The sequence below is a fragment of the Methylobacterium sp. Leaf93 genome (assembly GCF_001422345.1).
Classification (GTDB): domain Bacteria; phylum Pseudomonadota; class Alphaproteobacteria; order Rhizobiales; family Beijerinckiaceae; genus Methylobacterium; species Methylobacterium bullatum.
Map to the genome: position 1 here is coordinate 481 of NZ_LMMS01000031.1, position 259 is coordinate 739.

The window sequence follows — 259 nt, forward strand, 5'->3', positions numbered from 1 at the left end:
GGAGATCGGGATCGTCTTGTCCGTCCCGACGGGCGCGTCGTTCACGGCGGTCGTGTTGATCGTGAAGGTGTTGGGCGTGGCGTCGAAGGCGCCGCCGGCATCCTGCACCGAGAAGGTGAAGTTCGCCGAGGCGTTGGCGTCGTCGTCCGTAGCCGTGAACACCAGCTTCGTCAGGTTGGCGGCCGTGATCAGCTGCCCGGTCGTCACGGCGACACCGTCCAGCATCAGGCTGCCGCCCGTGGGCAGCGTGTCGATCCGG

General features: G+C 67.6%; 1 protein-coding gene. It reads right to left on the reverse strand.

Annotated elements, in window-relative coordinates; genetic code table 11:
- Positions 1-259 (reverse strand): hypothetical protein (locus tag ASF26_RS22975; RefSeq protein WP_162240237.1); only part of this gene is annotated, 259 nt, incomplete at both ends.